This window comes from Laspinema palackyanum D2c, assembly GCF_025370875.1.
In the GTDB taxonomy this organism is placed as follows: domain Bacteria; phylum Cyanobacteriota; class Cyanobacteriia; order Cyanobacteriales; family Laspinemataceae; genus Laspinema; species Laspinema palackyanum.
Window position 1 is genome coordinate 1 of sequence record NZ_JAMXFD010000047.1, and the last position, 22,507, is coordinate 22,507.

Consider the following 22,507-nt stretch of genomic DNA (forward strand, 5'->3'; position numbering starts at 1 on the left):
ACTTAAGAGAAGAGAACGACTGAAGTCGTTACTACGAACTTAAGAGAAGAGAACGACTGAAGTCGTTACTACGAACTTAAGAGAACGACCTGGAGATGAAAATCCTTTACTGATAAAGGGATTGAATCCACTCCCATTCGTGGGTTAATCCCTCTTTGAGAGGGACTTGCGGCTGATATCCGATGAGACGCTGTGCTTTAGAAACATCTGCACTGGTGTGACGCGCATCCCCGATCGCCGACTCGATATGGTTGCGACGAATGGGACGTCCAATTACTTCCTCAATCGTATCAATCACATGAGCTAACGACACCCGAGAACCACCGCCAATATTGAAGACTTCCCCAGAAGCTTCTTTGGAACTCGCTGAGGCTAAATTAGCAGCAACCGCATCACTAATATAAGTAAAATCTCGGGTTTGCTGTCCATCTCCAAAAATCGGGATTGCCTCGTCAACCAATGCCGCTTTAAAAAACTTGTGAAATGCCATATCCGGACGCTGACGAGGACCATAGACGGTAAAATAACGCAATCCCACCACGGGCACCCCAAAATTGCGGTGATATAACACACATAATTGTTCCGATGCCAGCTTAGTAATCCCATAAGGGGACACAGGTGCCGGACAAATTGCTTCACTCGTCGGCATGGTTTCGGCATTGCCATAAACTGAGGAAGAAGAGGCGAAGACAAAGCGCTGGAGTTGTTTAGCATCCTTCGCCGCCTCTAGCATGATTTGGGTGGCGTTGAGATTGCGTTCGGTGTAAGCGCGAAACCCCTCTCCCCAACTGGCGCGGACCCCAGCTTGTGCCGCTTGATGATAGATGAAATCCACATCGGCAAGCAGCGATCGCCAGTCTAAGGACTGGATATCCGCTTCAATCAGTTGAAAGGCGGGATGGGTTGCAAAGGAGGCAATATTCTGGCGTTTTAAGCGCGGGTCGTAATAATCGTTGAATTGGTCAATGCCAATCACCCGTTCCCCGCGATCGAGCAGTGCCTCAGCTAAATGAGACCCAACAAAACCCCCCACACCCGTCACAATATTTATCGTCATAAATTCACCATAGGTTCAGTTGAAGAGAAATTAATGCAAATCACCCTAAAGAAGCTATCCCGTTCTAGCATAAAATCGATTGGGTCACCATTATGGCCGACTCAGAGATCAAGTTAAGTGCTAAACGAGGGAACAGTGAAGGTTTTAGTTGTGGGAAATGGGGGCCGCGAACACGCCCTTGCTTGGAAACTGTTGGAGTCTAAAACGGTTGAGACTGTGTTTTGTGTGCCCGGAAATGGAGGCACGGCAATTTTAGAAAATTGCCAAAATTTAGCCTTGACAGCGACAGATTTTTATGGTATTAAAGAGGCGGTCCAAACCCATGAAATTGGGTTAGTCGTGATTGGCCCAGAAGTGCCCTTAGCAATGGGAATGGCCGACTACTTACACCAGGAAAAAATCCCCGTATTTGGTCCTTCTCAATCCGGTGCACAACTGGAAGCGAGCAAGTCCTGGGCGAAAGCATTTATGCAAGATGTGGGAATTCCCACGGCGCGATCGCAGAGTTTCACCGATGAAGAAATCCCCCAGGCATTGGCTTATGTGGAAGAACAGGGTGCGCCGATTGTGGTCAAAGCCGATGGATTAGCCGCTGGGAAAGGGGTAACGGTGGCGGCAACGGTGGAAGAAGCCAAAGCGGCGATCGCCGAATCCTTTGGAGGCAAATTTGGCCTATCCGGTGAATGCATCGTGGTTGAAGAGTGCTTGATCGGTCAAGAAGCCTCCGTATTAGCCATTACCGATGGCTTAACCGTGCGCCCCTTACTTCCGGCCCAGGATCATAAAGCCGTGGGAGAAGGGGATACAGGGCCGAATACCGGGGGAATGGGAGTCTATGCACCGGCCCCCTTAGTTACTCCGGAGATGATGGAACGGGTGCAGAGGGAGGTCTTGGAACCGGCGATCGCCAGTTTGCGCGATCGCAACATCGACTATCGCGGCGTCCTCTATGCCGGACTGATGATTTCCCCGGAAGGTGACATCAAAGTGCTGGAATTTAACTGTCGCTTTGGGGACCCCGAAACCCAGGCTATTTTGCCCCTCTTAGAAACCCCCCTGGACGAAATTCTCCTCGCCTGCGTCAACCAAACCCTAGCGGAACTTCCTCCCCTGCGCTGGAAAAATGGAGCCTCCGCCTGTGTCGTCATGGCCGCCGGAGGATATCCCGGAGACTATAAAACTGGGGATGTGATTACCGGATTAGAGCAAGCGGAGGCGATCGGGGCCGTCACCTTCCATGCTGGCACCGAACTCCAAAACGGACAAGTGCTCACCAAAGGAGGAAGAGTCCTCGGCGTTACTGCGATCGGCACAGATTTTGACGATGCCTTTGCCAAAGCCTATCAAGGCGTAGAACAAATCCATTTCGATGGGTCCTACTATCGCCGAGACATCGGCCATCGCGTCCGGTCCCCAATTGCTTAAAATTCAGGCGTAGCATTGCCTTCCTCTACGTTTGTTAATGCGGCATAAGTAGAGGGAGGCAATGCCTACTGTTCATGAAATAGCCTCGGTTGGGGTGAGCTTGCATCGTTTCCATTGGCTTAATAATGTTGTTGCGGTCTGGCTAAATTTTTAAACTTGGTAAACTGGGGGTCAAACAGCAACTTAATTGTCCCAGTTGGTCCATTCCGATGCTTGGTAATAATCACTTCAGCAATTCCTCGGTCTGGGGTGTCAGGATTATAATACTCTTCACGATAGAGCATGACCACAATATCCGAGTCTTGTTCAATGGAATTATGGGCAATAATATTGTTGGCAATGAAATTGTGATGAACTGGCACTGTTAAATCAAACACTTCGGTTTCTCCATCGGGTGCGATCGCCACAATTTCATCCCAGTAAACATCGCTATTCGCTAACCGAGTAATCTCTTCTGACTGAACCACCGTAGCAAGTTTAGCAGCGCGATCGCGGCTCACGTTCTTTTTGTAAAGGCTTGTTCCGCAGTGAGCAACCCCGAGTTGAGCCTGCATCTGCCGTATCGTTTTCCCAGAACGCTGCATGGCAGGAACAGCATACATTCTCCAGATCTCATGGGGAATCACATCCCTATTTGTGTTTCCGGAACGCACTTCGAGATAGTTAGCAACTTCTTGAAGTGCTTGCTGTTTGTAGTCGCCAACTGCACCAATTTGGGTGATAAATTTTTCTAAATCTGGCTTTCCACTTACCCAAACTTGATGCTGTTCCCGACCTTTTCCCGGTTGAGGACTAACAGATAGTCGAGCGTTGATACCCAGTCGGAGTAAGAGGGCCTGAACGTTTTGGGAAAGTTTGGGACTACTAGAAGTGTAGTAAACAGCCGGATAAGAATTTTTTACTTTGCTGGTTTTAATACAACCGTCGGTACTCCAGAGGTGACGCAAGAAAAGGGCGATTTCTTCTGGGGGTTGTTCAAACACCATTTTAGGAACATATTTCTCATAAGATCTTAAACCAAACACACCCATCGATTCTAACCAGATCACCACTGGATTTCTGACCTTATGAGTGAGGTGGTAGCTGGCGGCAAGATAGACCTGATACCAGTCTCGCTCTTTAACAATTCGAGGCTTTACGAGGTCCCCAAACACTTCAACCGCTAAAGAAACAACCAGATCAGCTAAGTCTTTCTCTCTTGTCGTGTATTGGATCGCGTGTCTAGGTAGGGTGCATCCATCCCCAATTAAATGCCCCAGTAATGCTAACTCAGGATGACGATATGATCGCACCGAGGAACTGGGTAATTGACGGGGTAACGCGAGGCGATCGCCCTTCTGCAACTCATCCAGTCGCTTCCATCCGTCAATGGCTAAAAACTGATGATTCCCAGTTGCTCGAATTTGACGTCCTAGGCGAGTCGTGAGTTTAAAAACAGGCTTGACCCCCGTACAGAAGGCATGACTCACGATCGCCCGTTCTAACTGCATTGTAACTGGATTGAGTGCCCAAACGGCAAAACCCGATTGACCCACTAAGTCCCGAATCGGTACATCTACCCCCCTATCTGCCAAGGTAATCAAACTATCCCCAGTTAAACAACCGGATTCACGTAAATCGGACATCATCGGGCGTTTATTCGTTCGCGCTTCTACCCCCCGACTGAGTTGGGACAAGGTAATAATGGGAACATTTAACTCCCGCGCTAATTGTTTCAATCCTCGGGTAATTCTTGATAACTCTTGGACCCGATTATCCGGGCTACTGCCTTCCATTAACTGCAAATAATCCAGGAGAATTAATCCCATTTGTCCCCCCTGTTCTGCTTGCAGTCGCCGACATTTGGAGCGAATATCGGTAATGGTAATATTGGGAGTATCATCAATAAACAGGGGTAACTCGGAGAGATTCCCGATCGCAATACTTAAGGCTTCCCATTCATTCTGAGCAATCCGTCCCGATCGCAGTCGATTACTTTCAATTCCCGCTTCCCCAGACAACATCCGTTGCACCAGTTGTTCCTTGGACATTTCTAGGCTAAATACCGCCACGGGTAATTTATGAAATTCGGCAATATTGCGCCCTAGGTTCAAGGCAAAACTGGTTTTCCCCATCGCCGGTCTCCCAGCTATAATAATTAAATCAGACCGCTGCAAACCCCCGGTCATGGCATCTAAGTCATAAAACCCACAAGTTAACCCAGGTAAAGCTAACCCCTGTTGATGGATTTCAATATTTTCAAAAGTCTGAATCAGGGTTTCGGAAATCGAAACTAAACCCTGTTGAGGACGGTCCTGAGTTAGGCTGAAAATGGTTTGTTCGGCTTTATCGAGAAGGGTGGCTAATTCCGTGGTGGTATCAAATCCTAACTCAGCGACTTGATGTCCCCCTTGAATTAATTTGCGGCGCATATATTTATCGACCACCAGTTCGGCATATTGGTCAATATTGACTGCCGAAACCGTGCGTTCTACGAGTTGGGCCAGTTTGCTTTGTCCGCCGACTTGTTCGAGGAGTTTATGGTCGGCTAACCAACTGGTGACGGTCATTAAATCTGTGGCTTTGCCTTGGAAATGGAGAGCAATGGCCGCTTTGTAAATCTGTTGATGGGCGGTGATAGAAAATCCATCCGGCGGCAGTCGGTCTAGGACTCGGGTGATGGCCTCCGGGTCGAGGAGAATTCCGCCTAAAATACTTTCTTCCGCGTCGATGTTTTGCGGAGGGAGGCGATCGCTATAGCCTTGGAAATTTAAGGTTTCAGCCACGATTTGTACTCAGATTTCGTCTGGATGCACCGGACGCGATTTATTCGGATTAGAAATAAATCGCGTCTTTTCTATTGTACAAATCTCGGGACCATTTTGACCCAGGCATGAGAGAAATTCCGCCTGGGAAAGTCGCCGAATTTTAACCCGCAACCACTTGAATTTCGACTTCAGCGGTAACCTCGGGGTGTAACTTGATTTGTGCTTTATAGAACCCAGTCTTGCTAATAGCAGGCAGGGTAATCCCACGGCGATCGATTTCTTCGTTAGTAGCCGCTTGGATGACTTCCGCCACTTCGCGATCGGTAACGGTCCCGAAAATCGCATCCCCTTCCCCAACAGATTTGGAGATTGTAAAGCGTCCAATGGTTTCCAGGGCCGTTTTGCGGGATTGTGCCTGTTGTTTTTCTTCCAGCAGACGTTGCCGTTCTAATTCTCTGCGGCGTTCCACTTGACGGAGAATACCAGGGGTGGTACGAACTGCAAAGCCTTGGGGTAGCAGGTAGTTCCGGGCATAACCGGGGGCCACTTCTACGAGGTCGCCGGATCTACCCAGCTTTTTAACATCTTGACTTAGTACGACTTGGACTCGTTTGCTCATAATGGTTCCTGTTCGGTCAGAACTCTCTATTTTACGCTTCCCGGGGACAGATGGCAATAGGGAGGGGGTATGATTTGGGGAGTTTAACCACTGAGTTCACGGATTTTCACGGAGGGGGTGTGATTTGGGGGTGGGGAGAACTGACGTCTGGGGTCTGGACTCTAGGGGTGGAAAGAGGTTATTTAGGGTGAGTACAACAGATTGAGTGGCTTTGGATGCGGGAATTTTTAGGGGGTATATAATTTTATACATACCATTCTGACAATTGGCGTTTATTTCAGCCTGAGCGGATGAGAATTGTTGGTCCGGACTCGGTTTATTCGGGGAGCGATGGATTGAAAATTTAACCAATTTAGTGATAATTAGGTTGAGTGACTTAGTTTTTATGAGGGCTGCATTTGAGTGCGATCGCCTTTTGCAACCCCACCCCATGAGCAATTGGGCTACCCCTCACCCTACAAAAGCAAAGGAGAAACTCCGCAACCACGCCAAAATAAACGGATGGGACCGATCGCCTCAAAAGGCCCGCCTAATCAGGTCACACCAGGCAGGGTGGCTCATTTACAGTCTCAAACACTTCAATAGGGGATTTGATACCGTGAAAAGACACAGACCGATCGCCTATCGTGATCCTATACTTATCAAAATTGGTACTTTTCCCATGGAAACCCAAACATTGCCATTGGTTCGACTCAAACGCAGCTTAAGTTTTCTAGAAACTTGGGGTTTTGGCTTAAGCGGACTCTTATTATGGCTGGGACCCGCACCGGCGATGAATGCCGCTTTGGGAGTGCAAGCCATTTTTGTCTGGATTCCTGCCGCAATTATTGGCATCTTACTCAACCTCCAAGTCCAACATTTGGGGATGCGTTGGCCCGATATGTCCGGTGGAACCCCCAATTATGCAGCCAGACTACTGGCAAAATATCCGATCGCAGCCCGTTATGGGGCAGTCGGTTATTGGCTGGGATGGGTTTCCGTACCGCCCATGAATGCCATCATCCTCTCGGACTTAGTGCTTGCCAATTTAAACCCGGTGGGTATTTCCGTGCCAGAAAATCTCTTGCGGCTCGGATTTACCGTCATCCCCTATATTGTCGCATTTAGTGGCACCCGAACCTTAGGCATTTTGCACCTGTGTTTTATCATCCCGGCGATCGGGTTTTTGATCACCTTTGGCTTGCAAGGTTTGGGTTGGCTCACCTTTGCGCCAGCCAGTCCCGGCATTTTACCCAGCGATTGGGGTCAGTTTAACTGGGTCGAATGGGCAAAGTGGTTTTTTGTTGCCGTTTATGCCGCCTATGGCTGTGAAAATGCCTCTTCTTTTGTTGCAGATAGTCGGCATCCGAGAAGCACCCTTAAAACCTTATCTTTTGCGGCTGTTTTATTGCCCATTGTCTATGTGGGTGGCTCATGGATTTTGATGCGTTTAGCCAGTGACCCAAGTTTAGGGAATAATACATTTTTGCATTTAGTAGCAGGTGCTAAACCCTTTTGGGGATCAGCAGCTTCGACATTGGTGACGTTCCTCCTCTCGGCAGGATGTTTGCTCAGTTCAACTACCGCCATTGCTAACGCCCCAAGGGTTTTGTATCAGTTAGCCCTTGACGGGTATATGGCCCCCGTATTTGGGGTCGTGTCATCTCGGGGGGTGTTTGGACCGGGGTTATTGTTCACTTTTATCTTGAGTTTGATTTACCTGCTGTGGGGGGATGTCTCCCATGTGGTGATGGTGGCGGGTACGGGATATCTCTCCTCGATGATGGCGGTGCATTTGAGTTTATGGCTCAATCGCGATCGCCCGGAGGTCAAATGGCCCCGTTTGTCTTTGCTTTTCCTGATCGTTGAAAGTTTAGTGATGGTAGTTGGAGGGTTCGCCTGGGGGTGGAACCATTGGCTGATGGGATTATTGCTCCCTCCCACGATTCTCGTGGTTGATGGGTTAATCCGACGCCGTTCTGTTCCCTTATTTCGGGCTGAGTGGTGGTTTGCGCTCTATCGCCGTCGCCGTTCAGGACAGTTCCAAAATTTTGATGTTTTACAAGTCGGTGTTTTACTGTTTTTAATCTGTGGGGCGTTAACGGTTGGCTGGGTGGTCCGGACAGTGGTTGAAGGGAGTGGTTTAGCAGCCGCCAGTGAGCTTTATGTCTTGTTGTTACTCAGTATTGCATTGGTCGGCGTGGCGATCGCCTGTTGGACGACTTTGCCCCAAATTGCCTCAATTGTGGAAGCCCAAGAAGCCACGGAACACTTATTTAACGTTGCCCTCGATCCGATTATGGTGATTGATGAGCACGGGGCGATCGCCCGGGCAAATCCTGCCGCTTGTGCCCTATTTGGGGTCTCGGCTCAAGCCTTAGCCGGGGTGAAAATGGCCCAACTCTTACCCGGACTCAGGGACGCTCCCCAGTTTTGGCATACCCGTTGTGAGCAGATTGTCAACCCCAGGGCGATCGCCTTTGCACAGGAGCAATTTTCAGCCGAATCATTCGCTCAAAAAACGGTGGAAGTCTCCCTTTCTTCTCGGACTAATTGGGATCAAATCGAGTATATCGTGATTTTACGAGATATCACCCCGCGTAAACAGGCCGAAGCGGAATTAAAAGCCGCATTTACCCGACAAGAAGAACTCACTGCCACGGCTACTCGGCAAGCGCAGGAACTGGAAACCGCTTTATCTGAACTCAAACAAACCCAATCCCAACTGATTCAAACTGAAAAAATGTCTAGTCTGGGGCAATTGGTGGCTGGGGTAGCTCATGAAATTAATAATCCAGTCAACTTTATCTATGGCAATTTAACCTATATTAACGAATATGCCACGGATCTATTGGCATTAATTCGTCTTTATCAAGCCTCGTATCCTGAGTCAAATTCCGAGGTTGAGGAATTTAGTGAACAGATGGACCTCGCTTTTTTGGCGGAAGATTTGCCCAAGATGATTGCTTCGATGAAACTCGGGGCCGAACGGATTCGGCAGATTGTTTTAACCTTGAGAAATTTCTCTCGGATTGATGAATCAGATATGAAAGCGGTTAACATTCATGAGGGGATTGACAGTACCTTATTAATTTTGCAAAACCGGCTCAAGCCTAAAGCCCAATGTCCGCGCATTGAAATTATCCAAGAGTATAGTGAGTTACCCGAAGTTGAATGTTTCGCCAGTCAGCTAAATCAGGTGTTCATGAATATTATCAGTAATGCGATCGATGCGCTCCATGAGGGGTTTCAAGGCGCTACAATGACCCCTGATGGGGGAAATGTCCTGGGCCCGAGGATTACCATTCGCACCGCTGCCTTAGATTCGCACTGGGTGAGAATTACGATCGCCGATAATGGGACCGGAATCCCAGAAAGCATCCGTCACCGTCTGTTTGATCCCTTTTTTACCACCAAAGGTGTTGGAGAAGGAACGGGTTTAGGATTGTCGATTTGTTATCAAATTGTTGTAGAAAAACACGGTGGGCGGTTGTATTGTGCTTCGGAACTGGGAGAAGGGGCACAATTCATCATTGAAATCCCCGTCAGAACTGTGAGAAAACCGGCCCAACCGGAAGTGGGCAGCGCCAGCAATTAATACGGAATCCGGTTGGTAAAAGTAGTTAAAAGTAGGGCACTGCCCACCTTTCTGTGCAGGTGGGCAATGCCTCCTGAGCTCTGAGCTGGGCGAAGCCTGTCCTGAGCCAGTCGAAGGGAGTCGAAGGGCCTACTTGTTTTTAAAGACCTATCACAACCGAATTCCGTATAAAGCCACAACCCGCACCTTTCAGTGTGCTATTAAGTATTAAGGAGTGTGAGCATCTTGCTCACACTCCTTAATACTATACCTCATAACTGTGGGGACCGCTATAATAAATGTTGAGGGGGTTAAACTTCCTCTTTCATCCTAGCTCATCGATAGTCATACACTTAACCCCACACCTCACAGCAGCCCAGTTTGTTTGTGAAATCTCCCTGAACCAACCACTCAACTGCTCCAATCACCCATCAACCCCAAAATCCCTCCAATCCTAAGACACCGGCAGCCGAATCACCAGATCCGTCCCCACTCCAAATTGCGACTGACAGGTGAGAGAACCGCCATGACGGGAGATAATGGCATAACTCACCGATAGCCCTAACCCTGTTCCCTGTCCCACGGATTTGGTCGTGAAAAAGGGTTCAAAAATATGCTCTTTAATCTCCTCCGCAATCCCATTGCCATTATCGGAAATGGTCACCTCAATAGCATCAGAATCCAAGGACTTAGTTTGAATCCGAATTGTCGGTTGAACCTCCGCTTTTTGGAAATTCTGCAAGGCATCAATGGCATTACTTAACAGACTTAAAAAGACTTGATTAATTTGACTGGCATAACAGGACAGACCCGGAAGGGTTCCATACTCCTTCACCACCTGAATTGGAGGAGTTTTGGGGTTTCCCGCTAACCGCCCTTGTAAAATCATCAGGGTGCTTTCTAGTCCTTCATGTAAATCCACGGTTTTGATATCCGACTCATCCAAGCGGGAGAAATTACGAAGATTGAGAATAATGGTTTTAATCCGCTCACTCCCGGTTCTCATGGACTTAAATAAATTCTGATAGTCGTCGGAGATAAAACTCAACTCAATTTCATCGATTAACGCTTGCACCTCGGCATTTTCTGGGGGATATTCCTGTTGATAACAGTCAATCAGGCGCAATAAATCGGTGATATATTGTGCGGCATGGGCCAGATTGCCATGAATAAAGTTGATGGGATTGTTGATTTCATGGGCAATGCCACCGACTAATTGACCCAGGGCGGACATTTTTTCACTTTGAATCAGTTGGGATTGGGTTTGTTGCAAGTGGGTGAGAGTGGCTTCTAAGTCAAGGGCTTTTTGGCGGAGGGCTTGGGTTTTGCGCTCCACGTCTGCTTCTAAGGTATGGGAATAGTCGGCAACTTGTTGATAGAGGCGAGCATTTTGAATGGAGATAGCTGCTTGAGCGGCTAAAATTTGTAAGGTTTCCACGCGATCGCCTGTAAATGCGCCTATCGTCTGCTGATTCTCCAAATACAGCACCCCCATCAGAGTTCCCTGTTGGACGATGGGAATCCCCAGTAAACTCTTCGGTTGCTGTTCCCTCACATAGCGATCGCCTCTCAACCGGGGATGCACCACTGCATCAGTAATCACCATCGGCTTGAGGGTGCGGCGAACAGTATGGAATAGGGTTTCGGCAATCTCAGGATAACCATCAAGGGGAATCGACTCCACACGAGGGGCCGCTTCCAGAGTGGCGATCGCCTCGATAAACCATTCGCTCCCCTGGGGCATCAACAACAACCCCTTATCCGCCCCCGCATTCTTGAGAACAATCTCCAGCAGCCTCGCTAGAAGTGAGTTCAGATCCATCTCACCGGACAGGGTTTGAGAGGCTTTTAAGACGCTGGCGAGGTCCAGACTGACCGAGAGCGTGCTACTGTCCGCACTAGAGGATTGATTCGTCGCGGTTTGAGTGAAGGTGATAGACTGAGTGGCTAAAGAGGTCTCCATCATCGACCCCACCGATCGCTGAGGATTGAGCATCGGTGCAAGTAGGCGAGGATAACGACGTTCTAAATCCGCCACTTTGGTCTTCGCCCCCCAATAGATATACCCATAATAGGCATCAGTGAGATACACCTGGGCGATTTTGTCCTTACCCCAAGCTTGATAAAACTGGGCGGCGCGTTCACAGGCGAGGGCTTCCTCCTGGGGGTACTGGGCCGCTTTCGCACCAGCGATCGCCCGCTCATACGCCTCCATCGCCGCCATATTCTCACCTAACACCCGATACCGTTCCGCTTCCACTAACTCAAACTTATGCTGAAAGTTCACCGGGGCAGATTCGGCCCATCGTTGAAGTTTCTCCTGGTTTTCCTGAACCCTCTCTACAATTCCCTGTTGCTGTTCTTTGGGCAGATGGCTATAGTCCGCTAACTGCACCAAGGAATCATAGAAATAAAAGACGGAGCCGAAATACATCCCTGTAACCCCATTAATATAAGGTTTCGCTAAATCGGCAAATTCCCGTCCTGGCTCAATCTCACCCAACAGATAGCAGAGAATCAGTTTATGGAGATATACCTGATAGAGCGCATAGCGATCGTTCACCTGATAATGCAGGGGTAACGACTGCCGTTCATTATAGGCTGCTCCCACTAATTCCGTAGGCTGCTCCGGCGCATCCAGGAGGTTCAAAACCGCCTGTCGATAAATCTCGTGATAGGTCAGGGAATTGCGTTGATTGATTTCCTCTAGTGCCGGACTATATTGAGTGAGCTTTTCCCCTAATTTAATCAGATTTTCACCACAAAAATACTCATATTCATGATAATGTAAAATGCAATAGGCTCCATATTCAAAATCCCCGGTTTCTAGCCCTGCATGATACCCTTCTTGCAACGCTGGGAGACAGTCTCTTAAGGGCTGTTGCCAAGGGAGAATCGTCACGTAGACCATGTTTAAAACTCTAGCTTTGAGGCTTGTGGCATTGAATTTTTCCAGTAGCTCCAGCGCCAGTTGTCCGAACTCAAAACCCTGGGCAAACTGACCCAAATTCAAGAGAATCATCCCATAAAAACTATAAACCACAGCAGCCCCGAATGAATTGCCCTGCTCTAGAGATAAGCTGATTTGCTCACAAATCACCAGGGGCAATAGACTCGGATAGGCGACCAAGGTAATTGAAGTTAAGGTGATTAAAATCCCCAGGGCGGCCAGTTTTTCTGGGTTCTCCATCTCGGGCAAATCGAGAAGCTGATGCACCGGGCGATGGGCGAGCCGAGTCTCAACCCGCTCCAGAGCTAGGGTTGTATCCTCGGGGGTTGGGCTATCGGGTAAATGAATGCCCAACTGGGCTAAAACGTATTTCCCTAGGGCTAACGCCTCCGGTAAGCGATTTTGCGAGATATAGGCTTGGATTTTGATGTCATGGATGGGAATCTGATCCAGGAAGCATTCAGCATGGGCTAAAACTTCCTGGGCGAGTTCTTCCATCCCCCGGTACTCCCCGTTGAGGAAAGCCACCTCGACGGCATTACTATAGAGCTTCAGGGTGAGGTCGTAGAGTTGTTCCCAAGACTGGGGAGGGAGTTGGGCCACTCCGGCTTGGAAGTAGGTGGCGGCGGTTTTATAGGCAGCAGCAGCGACGGCTTTGCGTCCCGCCTCTAGGTTCAGTTCCGCCACCTGTTGCTGCTGGGCGGGGGTGGTGATCAGGGCGGTTCCGGCGTTGAGTTGATTGACAATATCAAAGAGTTTATCCCCTTGAGCTTGGCGATCGCCGCGTTGCAGGAGGAGTTGCCCAATTTGCCAATGGGTGGCGGGTTTGTCGCTGTCAGGGATGAGGAAATAGGCCGCTTGTTGAACGCGATCGTGGAGAAAGCGATAGCTGGGATTGATATCCGGGCTTAACCCCAAGGATTCGACATCTTGAAAGAATTGGTACAGGGCGGTGGTGGGTAAAATTAGCCCCTCTTGTAAGGCAGCCCACAGGGCGATCGCCACCTCCCGGGGGGCTTGCTGCGAAACCATGCTGAGGGTGGCTAAATCAAACTCGTTGCCGATGCAGGCAGCTAATTTGAGGGCGGATTGGCTTTCGGGAGGGAGTTTTTGCAATTGTTCCGCCAGAAATTCCACCACATCCTCGGTGAGGGAGAGAGTGCCAATTTGGCGAATCTCACAGTCCCATTGGCCCTGCTGGGAGTTAAAAGTGATGTAGCCATCCCGATGTAAGGTTTTGAGAAACTGGCTAATGAAAAAGGGATTCCCCTGGGTTTGGCGCGCCGTGAACTCTGCCAGGGGTTGAGCCAATTCTAGGGAACAGTTGAGGGTATCGGCCACAAGCTGGTTGATATCCTGGAACTGGAGCGGTCCGAGGTGGATGGTATTGACGAAAACGTGAGCTTGTTGCAGTTCATCCAGGGCCAGGAGGAGGGGATGGCCCGGTGAGACTTCATTATCTCGATAGGCTCCCAACAGGAGCACGGAGCCTTGTCCCTTGATCAGTAATTTCAGCACTTGGATGGAGGCGGAATCTGCCCACTGGAGGTCATCGAGGAAGATCACCAGGGAATGTTCCCGTTGGGCAAAGCATTCGATGAACTGCTGTAACAGGCGGTTAAAGCGATTTTGAGCGGCGGTTCCTGAGAGTTCCGGAGCGGGGGGTTGGGGACCGATAATCTGTTCCAGTTCGGGGATGACGTCAATCAGAACTTGTCCGTTGTCCCCCAGAACTTCGGAAATGGCAGCATTCCAGCGCCTCAATCGCTCATCGGGTTCATAAAGCAGTTGTTCAATCAGGTCTTCAACGGCTTGCATCAGGGCATCTAAGGGGATGTTGCGCTTAAATTGGTCAAATTTACCCTGGATAAAATAGCCCCGTTTTTCCAGGATGGGTTTGTGCACTTCCTGAACCACGGCAGTTTTGCCGATACCGGAGAACCCGGTCACGAGCATGATTTCTGAGGGGCCTTGGCTGACGCGCTCAAAGGCGTTGAGCAGGGTTTGGACTTGGGCCTCTCGGCCATAGAGTTTTTCAGGGATCAGGAAGCGATCGCTCACATCCCGTTGCCCCAGTTCCAGGTGGCTGATGGCCCCTTGACGTTGCCATTGCGCTAAACAGTGTTCTAGGTCATATTTGATGCCAAGGGCGCTTTGATAGCGGTCTTCGGCATTTTTAGCCATCAGTTTCCCCACCAGGGCGGCAACAGGTTCGGGAATGCTGGGATTCACCTGATGCAGGGGGGTGGGTATCTTGGCGATATGACTGTGGATTAACTCTAAAGGATCGTCAGCGCGGAAGGGGAGTTGGCCGCTGAGGAGTTGGTAGAGGGTGACCCCAAAGGCGTAATAATCGGCGCGGTAGTCGATCCCCCGATTCATCCGCCCGGTTTGTTCTGGGGCGAGATAGGCGAGGGTTCCTTGGAGGGTGTTGGGGGTTTGGATTTCCTGGACTTCTTTGGGCAGTTGGGAGGCGATGCTAAAGTCGATGAGTTTGATTTCCTGAGTCTGGGGGTGAATCAGGAGGTTAGCGGGTTTGATGTCTTTATGAATGACGCGCTGTTGGTGTAAGTCATGGAGAATCTGGGCCACCTGGATGGCGATGGCTAAAATTTGGGCCAGAGTTAACGGATACTGCTGGCTATAGTCTTTTAATGAGACTCCCCCCCAGTCGTCCATGATCAAGGCATAGCTGTTTCCGGTGGGTTCTAAACTCAAGGGCTGAAGGATACCGGGAAGGTCCAGGGTTTGGGCGATCGCGTACTGGTTGCGAAACTGTACTAATTCGCCAAAGCTGGGACGTTCCTGCCGCAAGAGTTTGATGACAACAGGCCGCTGTTCTGCCTGCTGGATGCCCCGATAGGTAACGGTCCGGGAACCGAGGTACAACTGTTCGAGGAGAGTGTAGCCGGGAATGTCGGGGAATGTCGGGGAGGGACTAGAAGAGGACATTGTTCTGTCTGTTTCCGATTGATGGGTTATACCTAATCTGGTATTCATTATGTCTACTTAAAAAAACACCCTCAAGGTTGGAGGCTCACCGGATGGACCCTCTCCTGCACGGGCTGTCATTGTTAAAGTAGGTTTTTGACCACCGGATTTAGTATGACATTCCCGTTCTAGTCGTGCCATTCTACCACAGTTCACAGAAACCCTGTTGATTGAGCGATGAATCGAGAGGACACAGGAGTGCCTGGTCCTAGAAACCGGGTTTTTTTTCCTCTTCTAAGGAGGCCGGATTTTCTACCGGGGTCAAGTCTAGGGTCGCGTAGATTTCGGAGAGGGGGAGGTTGAGGTCAAGACTGGCAATTTTTGCTATTTCAGATAATCCTTGATAGGTTTCTAACATCCAGCGATCGCCTTCTATTCGGTGAAATATTTCTACGACATACTCCTGAGAACTGACGAGGATATAATCTTGTAAACTGGGAATAGTCCGATAACATTGGAACTTTTTACCCCGGTCAAAGGATTCCGTGGATTCGGATAATACTTCGATGATGACTGTCGGGGTGTCTACATAGAGAACATTTTGCTGATCAGTGGGGTCGCAATTGACTACTAAATCAGGGTAGAAAAAGCGGTTTCCTTCATTAATCCTTACTTTGAGGTCTGCAAAGTAGGTACGACAGGGAGAGTTTTTAAGAGCGTTTCGCAAGAAGATATAAAGATTACCACTGATAATATTATGGTCTTTGCTTGTGCCTGCCATTGCGTAAACTTCCCCATCAAGATATTCATGTTTGATGGGGCTATGACGTTCGCGTTTTAAGTATTCTTCGGGAGTGATAGGTTCATCAGATTTTATAGCAATCATGGTTGGTTTGGGGATAGAGATTGGTAATAATGGGTGGGGGTTAAACTTGACCGCCCCAACCGGCGGGGGTTTAAACGATTGGCGGCCTAATCGCTTAAGTCGGTTAAAACCGACTGAAAAACTTACTTACCGGGAACGGCTTTGAATTGTCTTTTACCCATTTTAACCCTTTCATTTACGGTTGGTCTGAAAACCTTGCCTTATAGATTAAGACAATAGTCGGTTTTAACCGACTTTAGCTATCAGGCCGCCAATCGTTTGAACCCCCGCCGGTTTATGGGTTTTACTCTTTCACCTCCAAGCTAGAGGAGGCCGATCGCCCGAACTCTTCGGGGGCATATTGGAGATGAACATGGGCACCGGGCCATTCGTAGATGCCGGGGGTGACCGATCGCACTAAATAATGCAGGGTGTAAACTCCCGGTTGTAGGCGATCGGCATAAGCGACGATGCGATCGCTATAGAGGTTTTGATAGCCTATTTCCCAGCTACTTTGTGCCGATTTTATGGATGAAGTTGTGGTCTGGAAACTGCTATCAACGGCTTCAAATCCGGCCGGTAGCGGGTCTGTAATCACGACATGATCGACTGGGCGATCGCTGATGATTTCTAACCCAATATCAAACACTTGTCCGGCAGCAACTGTTAGGGGTTTATCCGGTTTTGTTAACCCAAATTGCGCGATCGCCTTGTCGCTTCCTGCTGGACTGATTTTCCGTTCGACTCGCAATCCGTTATACCGTCCCGGTTGATTTCCCGGTAACCGATATCCGTATTCTACCAAGTAGTGCAACGTGCCATTCCCGGTTTTATTCAGGGTGAGGTTAGTTTGTCCTTTGGGGATGCTATCCATTGCTACTTGGATAAATTGCCGGGAATTGTCATACCCTTGGAACTGCATCGAGTCTAGGGTATTGCCGCCTAGGGTGGCGGTGGCGGTGAAGTTGGGGGGAGTGGGTTGGGTATTGCTATAGGCGACTAAGGCAGCAAGTGCTTCGGCGTTGGCGTAGCGATTTTCCCAGGTTCCCTGACGGCGTTGGTTGAGTAACCCTTGCAGGAGGCGATCGCGTTGGGTGGGGTTTGTTTCTCGGGCGATCGCCAAGCGGAGGGTTTGTGCTTGTGCGGTGGTGGGGGAACTTAACCATCCCCATCCTTGAGGCAGGTTCACCGTGGCCGATCGCCCAGTTTCGGCGACGGTTTCAAAGCGTTGAGTGGAGAGAGATTGCGCCTCAGTTTGCCAGTCTGGGAATTGTCCTAAATAGCGCGCCAGTTTGGTTTGTGCGACGGCATCTAAGTCATTCCGTTGGGCGTATATATCCGCGAGAAAGTCGTTGCGCCGTTCTCCCAGTTCCGAGAGGGCCATTAATGCGCCGAGACGGACGCGGTTTTTACAGGATTGACTGGTGCAATAGGAATATTGTCCGGGGTCGGCAAGGGTTTTTTGTAAGTATCCGCGCAGACGTGAGACCATTCCCTCATCCACTGCAAATCCGGCGGTTTTCCCTTGAGATAAACTTTCCGCAGCATAAGCGGTGAGGAAGGGGTCGGATTGGGTTTGTCCAGGATAGCTGGCAAATCCACCGTCGGGGAGTTGCAGGTTTTGGAGGCGATCGAGGGCGAGGTTTGCTTGTTCGGTGGGGTTAAATTCTCCTAATGCTTGTCGGTACTTTTGTCCGAGAATTTGCAGGTTAGCAGCAACGGCCAGTTGTGAGGCCGCGGGTTCTAAAAAGGGTAAGCTATCCTCGTCCAATATATCTCGCGCTGATGCTGTAATTTCGGGGATTAAAGTTGAGGCCAGGTCAACTTGTAATCCTCCCACATTCGGTAGCACGTTGTTGTCAATATTCAGGGGAATATTCACCTGATTTTCGGTGGTTCCGGTATCAACAACCGTCTCACTGACCGTGAGTTGTCGGACCGATAAGGGAACCTCGAAGGCATCTCCCTCCCGGTTTAGTTGACTGACAAAGCGCACCGTTCCTTCGCCAGTGGTGGCAGATTGCATGGGGAAGCGATAGGCGCGGGTTCCCGCTGCGGCCTGGGTTTGCAAGGTTTGAGTATTGGCAGATTTGTCAGCAAAATTCAGGTTCTCACTCACGGAACCTTGGAGTTGTAAGCGGCCTTTTTCTCCGGTGGTGTTGGTGATGGCAAGACCGCCTGAGAAGCGATCGCCGGGTCGCACAAATTGCGGTAATAGAGGAGTTGCCATCAGGGGTTTACTGGAAATAAAGGTATTTTCTCCATTTCCAAAGCGCATATCTGTTGTTGTAGCAACGGCCATGACTCGCCAGGTGGTTAAATCATCTGGAAGTGAGAAACTCACGGTCGCCCGTCCGTTGCGATCGCTCATCACGGACCCATTGTAATAGGCCAAGGGTTTAAACTCCGTGCGAATTCGGGTACTTCCTGAACCGGCAGAAAATCCGCCTCCGTATCCCCAGCCTTTTTGCAAAGGAGAACTCAGGGGAGATAGCACAACATTGAAGCGGTTATCACTCCAGCTTGTGGAAATCGGTTGTTCTGCATACACTGTATCCACTAAGTTAGGGGGACGATATCCGGTGAGTTGTAAGACAGCCTCATTGACCACCATCACCGTTAATTGGCCTTGGACGGGACGATTTTGGCTGTCGGTAACTTGCAGTTGGACGGTTTCCTGGGTCCCGGGTTGGACCGTTGCTTGGGTGGGAGTGACTTGGACCTTGAGATATTTTTCCCCTAAATCGGTTTTAAACGGTGCAAACCCGATTTTGACCAAATCTTCCAAGTTGGCCGGTTCCACTTGGTCTAAGGGCGGTCCTTGGCGGATGAGGACTGCTTCCACTGCGGCATTGGGGAGCATTTCCGGGGTAACTTTAAATTGAATTTGCGGTGCACCGCCACTGACTTTGGTGGTGGTTTGATACAAGGGTTGATCTCGCACAACGGCGAAGTAGAGTTCTGCTTCGGGGTAGGGAGACTGGATTAAGGCGGTGGCAATGTCACCGGGTTGGTAGTTGTCTTTGTCGAGTTTGACTTCTAGGAAGTTCTCGCGATCGCTACGTCGTCCCCAACTTACTCCCCGGGTTCCGGTGGCCCAAATTTGCACATCGGTGGTGGTGGCGTCGGTTTTGGCGTTGGCAAGGTTGACCCGAATCCGATAGGAACCTGCTTCGGGAGGGGTGAGAGAGACGGTTTTCGGGGTATTGCCGGTTTTGACAGTTTCCGTGGCGACGGTTTCATATTCCACCTGATAGCGGGGGGTCCGACTGCCTTCGACTACTCGGGTGACGCTGCTGTAATCCATTTTTTGCAGTTCCACCCGCAGGGTTTGTCCGTTGACGGCAGTTCCGGTGGGGTCGGTGACGATCGCCTCGATGGAAAAGGGTTTCCCGGCATCGGCGACAAAGTTGCTTTTCACACCGATTAATTTGTCGCTGGGTAAGGCAGTTACGCTTTGAGAATTAGCAACGGAAAGATTAGAAATATCCGTGACTTCTGCATCAATCCGATAGGTCATGGGATAGGGTAAATCCCGGTCAATGGTGAAGTTTAAGGTATTGGAACCGCTGTTGTCTAAAATAGCGGTTTGTTGGAGGACTTCACTGGGAATTTCCGGTTGTTCTTCGGGCCAAAACCATTGGCGACCAAAGGTGAATCCGGGCCAACCGGGAGGGGTGAAGTCAGCGGGCGATCGCGTGATGTAATATTTGGCATTTCCCCCGGCAACTGGGGAACCAAACAGATAGTTACTCTCTGCTTTGGCCTGGATTTTTTCATTACTCAGGGCGTAGGTTTTATCCAGGGCGAGTTGCACTTGGAAGTTCGGCGGTTTAAATTCAGCAATGCGGAATTCTCCATTGAGTTCTACCTCGTTGTTGGATTTGGCGACAATGGAATAGTATCCCAAAGGCAGACTGCTATCGAGGGGAACTTCTAAAGAAAAGGTGCCAAATTCATTGGTGGTTTGGCTTCCCAGGGCGGTTGCGTTGCCGTCGGGGTCGCGCAAGGTGACGGTATAAGCGGCATTTTTATGCTGGATTAAATCGCCATTTTCCAGATAGTAAGCGACGGCAGTGAACTCGGCGGTTTCTCCGGGTTTATAGAGTTGGCGATCGCTAAAAATTGTCCCGCGAGATAGGGGTTTTCCGGCATTCCATCCGCCATCAATGCCATATCCATAAGCGCCGCTATATTGCCAAATGCGGGTATAGGCCCAATCTTGGTTTTCTCGGGCGACGGCGAGTAATTCCGGTGGGTCTTCTGCACTCTGGCGGCAGCGTTGCACCTGCTGGGAATTTAAGACTAAAATTCCGGTGGCATTGGTGGTTCCGGTGGCACAGGGAGTCACGGGCGATCGCGTGGTAGCATTGGTTTGAGATTGATAAATTTCCACCCTTGCACCGCCAACGGCTGACCCATCAGACAGATGATTAACTTTCACCAGTCCAGTATCGGGAAACCACTGACTAAATACGCCTAAGTTGGTGAGTTGAACCATCCCATAAAAGTTAGGTTCATTCCATTTTTGTTGCCCCTCTTCTTGATAAGAATTGGTACGCGCTTGAATCCCATAGGCTAACATTCCTGTGCTTCTACCCAGGCGTTCTTGTAAGGGAATCGCCACGGTAGCCGTCTGATTTTTAGGAAGAGATGAAATGGGGAAAGTTTGCCAATTACTGGGGTTTGGTAACAAGTCCGTCTCATTCCCTCGGGGATAAGCGGAATCGGTAAAGACTAAATCCGTCGGTTCGACAATTCGATAGGCGGCTTTATAGGCCGAATTCGGTAGATTAACTGCCGAAAGTGTCAATTCTAAATCTTTGCCCGTGGGGAAAATATTTAAGTCTGAAGGGGCCCAAATTTCTGCAGCTAAATCTCCGGTTTGGTGATTTAGCGTAATCGGTTTCCCTAACTTTTGTCCATATTTATCCTGAACTTCTGACCCAATATTAATGGTATATTGAGTAGCCGGTTCTAAAACCCAAGGATTGAGGGTAACTAGGTTAGAATTGGGATATGATTGTAATAGCTTGGCTTCAGTTTTAGGGGGCGGATTGATAGTGATTTGATTTTCCAACGATGCCGGGTCAATCCAGTTATTAAACTTTAACTGAGGGGTTCCATTCAGAAAGCGTCCGTAGGCAAACCCATAGTCGGGTTTTCCATACAATTCTATCCCTTGGAATTGGAACGCTTCATAAGTTTTAACCTGACTGCTAAAGGGGCGATCGCTGACTAAGTTTCCTCGGGCGGGCTCTAATCCGGGGGAAACTTCCACTCGGTAAGCTGTCCCTTTTTCTAACTCCCGTTGAGGGGTAATTTGATAGGTCCAAGTCCGCAAAGAGGGGTCAAATTCTAAGGCGGAACTCGCCGTTAAATCCTCCTCAGAGTCCACAGAATCGACTTGCAGGGAAACCCCTTCGTTTCTGCCTACGGGAACTAATTTAACGTGCTGTTTCAGAGAATTCAGATTCAGGGGCACGTTAGAGGTAAATTCCAGGGGTTGTTTCAGGTCAATCCATTCGGGTTCAGTATATTCATCCGGAGGGTCACTGGTGGGTAAATTGGTGAGTTTAATCGGTTCGGTGTTGAAGGTCCAGGCTAAATCCTGGCTGAGTTGATGGTTGTTTAAATCAGCGAAACCGGCTTTGAGAGTAATTTGAATTCGAGTGGCTTTAGGCAGGGCTTCATCGGGCTGAAATCCGACCATCCGGGGGGTTAAAAATCTAAATTGCCCCGGGAGTTCGGGAGTCATTTGAAATTGATTGAGTTTGGCCGTTTGTTCCGGTGAATCCAGACTTTCTAAAGGAATTACGGGGTCTTTAAACCGGATGCGAATTTGCGCCAAGGGGTCGGCTTCTCCGGTGGGGGAAATTTCTTCGATCCAGTCCGGGAGTTGCGGCGTTGCTAGGGGCGCTACTGCTGGGAGTTGTTTAAAGGTTGAAGCAGTTTGAAACAAATTGCAGGCTGCTATGGTAAATGAGAGTAGCAGACCTAAAATAAACCACGTCCAAGTTCTACGGATTAGACGCATTTTTATCACCAAAGAGAATGAAGGATATGATCAGATCTTCTGGGGTTCTGTCCCCGGATGGGGGGCACAGATGGGACCATTGTTTCTTGAATCCATAGAGAGGGTAGGTCCTGCCGTCCCTAGAGTCTCTCTGCTATTAAAACTCAAAATTTCGAGAGGGTCGAGATTTTGTTGATTTTCTTAATCAATGCCGAATCCACGGGGAAGAACGGGGAAAACATCAAAAAACCGGGTGAGGATGCAACCTGGTTGACTGACAAAACTTAGTCAGGCGGATACTTGTAAGTATGTATTTTGAACTCAATACGGTAGGTACGGTC

Annotated in this window: 8 protein-coding genes; 2 read left to right on the forward strand and 6 right to left on the reverse strand. The window is 49.4% G+C overall.

From position 1 onward, the window contains the following. Positions 1–106: 106 nt before the first annotated feature. Complete coding sequence (locus NG795_RS27350) at positions 107–1,057, reverse strand: NAD-dependent epimerase/dehydratase family protein (RefSeq protein WP_367291769.1); 951 nt, start codon at positions 1,055–1,057, stop codon at positions 107–109. A gap of 135 nt (positions 1,058–1,192) precedes the next feature. Between NG795_RS27350 and purD the strand changes: the two genes are divergently transcribed. Next, positions 1,193–2,482 carry a phosphoribosylamine--glycine ligase gene (purD, locus tag NG795_RS27355; protein WP_367291770.1) on the forward strand — a complete coding sequence of 430 codons (1,290 nt, stop codon included), beginning with the start codon at positions 1,193–1,195 and terminating at the stop codon, positions 2,480–2,482. A gap of 119 nt (positions 2,483–2,601) precedes the next feature. On the opposite strand, the gene NG795_RS27360 is transcribed toward purD, so the two are convergent. Then, positions 2,602–5,247 carry a replicative DNA helicase gene (locus NG795_RS27360; RefSeq protein WP_367291771.1) on the reverse strand — a complete coding sequence of 882 codons (2,646 nt, stop codon included), beginning with the start codon at positions 5,245–5,247 and terminating at the stop codon, positions 2,602–2,604. A gap of 142 nt (positions 5,248–5,389) precedes the next feature. After that, on the reverse strand, positions 5,390–5,848 hold the full coding sequence (gene rplI / locus NG795_RS27365) for a 50S ribosomal protein L9 (RefSeq protein WP_261200220.1): 459 nt from the start codon (positions 5,846–5,848) through the stop codon (positions 5,390–5,392). 661 nt (positions 5,849–6,509) lie between these two features. Between rplI and NG795_RS27370 the strand changes: the two genes are divergently transcribed. Further along, positions 6,510–9,425, forward strand: coding sequence for an ATP-binding protein (locus NG795_RS27370; protein ID WP_367291772.1), 2,916 nt, complete (start codon positions 6,510–6,512; stop codon positions 9,423–9,425). 433 nt (positions 9,426–9,858) lie between these two features. On the opposite strand, the gene NG795_RS27375 is transcribed toward NG795_RS27370, so the two are convergent. The 3 genes from NG795_RS27375 to NG795_RS27385 all read right to left on the reverse strand — a co-directional run bounded on the left by NG795_RS27375 (position 9,859) and on the right by NG795_RS27385 (position 22,112). Next, complete coding sequence (locus NG795_RS27375) at positions 9,859–15,306, reverse strand: trifunctional serine/threonine-protein kinase/ATP-binding protein/sensor histidine kinase (protein WP_367291773.1); 5,448 nt, start codon at positions 15,304–15,306, stop codon at positions 9,859–9,861. A gap of 247 nt (positions 15,307–15,553) precedes the next feature. Beyond that, the gene (locus tag NG795_RS27380) at positions 15,554–16,171 is read right to left on the reverse strand and encodes a Uma2 family endonuclease (protein WP_367291774.1); all 618 of its coding nucleotides are present in this window, start codon (positions 16,169–16,171) and stop codon (positions 15,554–15,556) included. A gap of 283 nt (positions 16,172–16,454) precedes the next feature. Next, positions 16,455–22,112, reverse strand: coding sequence for an alpha-2-macroglobulin family protein (locus NG795_RS27385; RefSeq protein ID WP_367291775.1), 5,658 nt, complete (start codon positions 22,110–22,112; stop codon positions 16,455–16,457). Positions 22,113–22,507 lie beyond the last annotated feature (395 nt).